Raw genomic sequence first — 2,684 nt, 5'->3', positions numbered from 1 at the left:
GATGTTTATGCTCAGAAAATGCTTGAGTGGGCGCAAGGCGACGATAAAAAGTTGTATGACCTATTTATCCAGAAGAGAGTTGAACGCAACGCACGGAAGGATATGACGATATTAGAGGTGGATTAAGTGGCGGAAACTAGAATAGAAATATTTTACCAAGAGGGCGACAGGAATTTAGGTAATCCGAAAGGGTCATCACGCCCCAGATTTACACGAGGCGGGCATACTTACATGCCTGCACCTTATGTAAAACATAAAAAGTTTGTGGCTGATCAGTTGCCAACTTTGATGATTGATAAGCCAATACGGCTCACGATTGAGTTTTACTTTAAACCTAGTAAGTCGTGGCCAAAACACAAAAAGGAATCGCACATGGGACAACCGCACAGCATTAAGCCAGATATAGACAATTTACTTAAAACAATATTAGATGCTGGCAATGGCAAAGTATGGACGGACGATGTGCTGATATCGGAAATCAGAACATTCAAAAAATGGGATAGCGTAGCACGTACAGTGCTTGTCATAGAGGAGGAAGAACAGTGATTGAATTACCAGTAATAGAGAACGATAGATCGAAAAGAATTGAACATAAAGGGCAAGTGATAACAATCAAGCAACTTGCTGAAGCGTGTGGTGCAACACCGCAAGTTGTTAGACAACGTTTATTTAGACACGGATGGTCTGTTGAAGATGTGCTGAACAATGGGGCTAATCGTACTAATAAAATTGACCTCACCAAAGAACAACATACTAATTTTGTATCAGCTAACCTAACTTATGGATTGGTAAGGGAACGTCTTTCAGCAGGCTGGGATTTAGACCTTGCTTGCAGACTATCTAAAAAGTTTAAAGGAGACGCAGATAATATTTACTACGATTTCCACAAAGGCGATAGAAAAATCAAAGCACCTTATTCAAGAATGTTAGAAGCACAAGAATATGGCGTTGACATTAAAACGATAACTAGACGTTTGGCTAAAGGATATGACTTGGAAGATGCTTTAAACAAGCCAATTAAAAGAAAATACCAAGAGCCGATATATATCGAAAGGGATTACGCACTCGAAAGTTACCAGGCTTACCAAAGATATATGGCAGAAAAGAGCCGAAACAGAAAGCCTTGGCTTAAAACGGTACCACAACGTCACGAGCGTACGGATTACGGCGACTATTTATTCGAACATGCTGGTACTGCCAAAATTAAAACTGATATGTATGGACATCAACAACTAATTTAAAAGGGGGCGTAATTAATGAACGAGATTTTGAGTAAAGGCGACAGAGTGAGAGTTGTTACAGGTTGTCATAAGGCTAACGATGGAGATAAATGGATTGATGAACCTATATGGGAGACAGGCACTGTAAAAGGCTATTGGGCGCCAGGAATTACAATAATCAATTTGGATAGTGGTGGTACAAAGTGGCTGAAAGACAGTGAAGAGTGGGAAAAATTACCGGTCAATCGAAAAATTGCAACACACAAAGAAGATGTGGTTAACCAACCTGAACATTACACTTACGGCGACATAGAGGTTATCGACTATTGCGATCAAGTGTGCAAAACGTATCCGCCAGAACTAGCACCTTATGTATTTAACGCTATCAAGTATGTGAGTCGTGCGACACATAAAAACGGCAAAGAGGACATTGCTAAAGCGAAGTATTATGTACAGCGATTGTTTGATAAGTGGGAGGCGTAAGCAACATGAGGAATTTAAGTGACACGGTAAAACAACGCTACCGCATTAATACGGCTGGTAAGTCGCCGACACAGTTACAAAAGGAGTTGCACAAGCGTGGTGTAAAAGGTTTTGTGGTTGGTGTAAATCATAATCGTGTAGCAATGCTGATTGATCCACGCGATAAAAAACGGAATAAGGAGTGCATGGTATGAGTATTTTCGACAAATATAACTTATTCGACCAAGACGGTCGCAAGGTAATCAGTGTTGTACCAATTAAGGACAGGTACAACGTTGCAGGGGTGGCGAACGCTATCTTTGCAGGACAAATGTGGGATATGAGCGAAGTTGAATTGATGCGGTTTAAAGCGACGCATAACTTGTTCCTAGAGCAAGAGCTAGGTACGCAGAAAACAATATTTGATTATTGAGGAGGATAGGAATGAAGCTTGAACAATTAAAAAAAGGGTTTCATTTTTCAGAAAATGATAATCCGTGGTCGTGTGAAGATTGGATATATCAAACAGAAGAAAGTAATAACAACAAGGCTGTATTTTACGGATATGACGCTAACCTATTTCCATTACCTAAATTTAGTGAAGTTAATAAAGGACATAGAGAAAGAGTTATTAAAAAAGCTTTAAAGCATTTTGAAGGATGTGAAGGCGAAGTTTGGTTCGATGACGTAAGAATTAAATAATAGGAGGAACGATGATGAAAATTAAAACTAAAAAGCAAATGAACTTACCACAGTTAATTGAGTGGGCATGGGAGAATGATGTTAGAAGCAGAATGTTTATTGGGAGCGGAGATGGAATAGTGAAGTTCGGCATTGGGGGTCTGGTTACAAAATTGGAATTTATAGATTCAGACGAAACTTTCAAAGTAGAAGTTGAAGAGGAGATTACAGAGGAAACTGTGATTCCTATGGTATTAGAGACCTGGGAATATTATGATGGTTCACTTAATGCAGGTCTAAGATATGAATACAGTATAAAAG

Annotated in this window: 8 protein-coding genes; all 8 read left to right on the top strand. The window is 39.3% G+C overall.

Features of this window, described 5'->3' with window-relative positions; genetic code table 11:
* Window positions 1-126 (top strand): hypothetical protein (locus C1H58_RS12445; protein ID WP_242680372.1); only part of this gene is annotated, 126 nt, incomplete at its 5' end.
* Window positions 127-546 carry a RusA family crossover junction endodeoxyribonuclease gene (locus C1H58_RS12065; RefSeq protein ID WP_165546313.1) on the top strand — a complete coding sequence of 140 codons (420 nt, stop codon included), beginning with the start codon at window positions 127-129 and terminating at the stop codon, window positions 544-546.
* Entirely contained in the window at window positions 543-1,241 is a 699-nt protein-coding gene (locus C1H58_RS12060) for a hypothetical protein (RefSeq protein ID WP_155976421.1), read from the top strand. The genes C1H58_RS12065 and C1H58_RS12060 overlap by 4 nt, the downstream gene beginning before the upstream one ends.
* 186 nt (window positions 1,242-1,427) lie before the next feature.
* Window positions 1,428-1,703: a DUF3310 domain-containing protein gene (locus tag C1H58_RS12590; protein WP_191876928.1), complete on the top strand. Its 276-nt coding sequence runs from the start codon at window positions 1,428-1,430 to the stop codon at window positions 1,701-1,703.
* 5 nt (window positions 1,704-1,708) lie between these two features.
* Entirely contained in the window at window positions 1,709-1,897 is a 189-nt protein-coding gene (locus C1H58_RS12050) for a hypothetical protein (protein WP_165546311.1), read from the top strand.
* Complete coding sequence (locus C1H58_RS12045; RefSeq protein WP_165546310.1) at window positions 1,894-2,115, top strand: DUF3269 family protein; 222 nt, start codon at window positions 1,894-1,896, stop codon at window positions 2,113-2,115. Before C1H58_RS12050 ends, C1H58_RS12045 begins: the two co-directional genes overlap by 4 nt.
* Window positions 2,116-2,126: 11 nt before the next feature.
* A complete protein-coding gene (locus C1H58_RS12040) occupies window positions 2,127-2,384 on the top strand; it encodes a hypothetical protein (RefSeq protein ID WP_165546309.1) in 258 nt (85 codons plus the stop codon).
* 14 nt (window positions 2,385-2,398) lie between these two features.
* Window positions 2,399-2,684: hypothetical protein (locus C1H58_RS12035; protein ID WP_165546308.1), on the top strand; the 286-nt coding region annotated here is incomplete at its 3' end.

Origin of the sequence: Staphylococcus sp. 191 (assembly GCF_011174885.1) — a bacterium.
Classification (GTDB): Bacteria; Bacillota; Bacilli; order Staphylococcales; family Staphylococcaceae; genus Staphylococcus; species Staphylococcus coagulans.
Note: the sequence above shows the minus strand (reverse complement) of the source record. Positions and strands in the feature narration are given on the sequence as shown.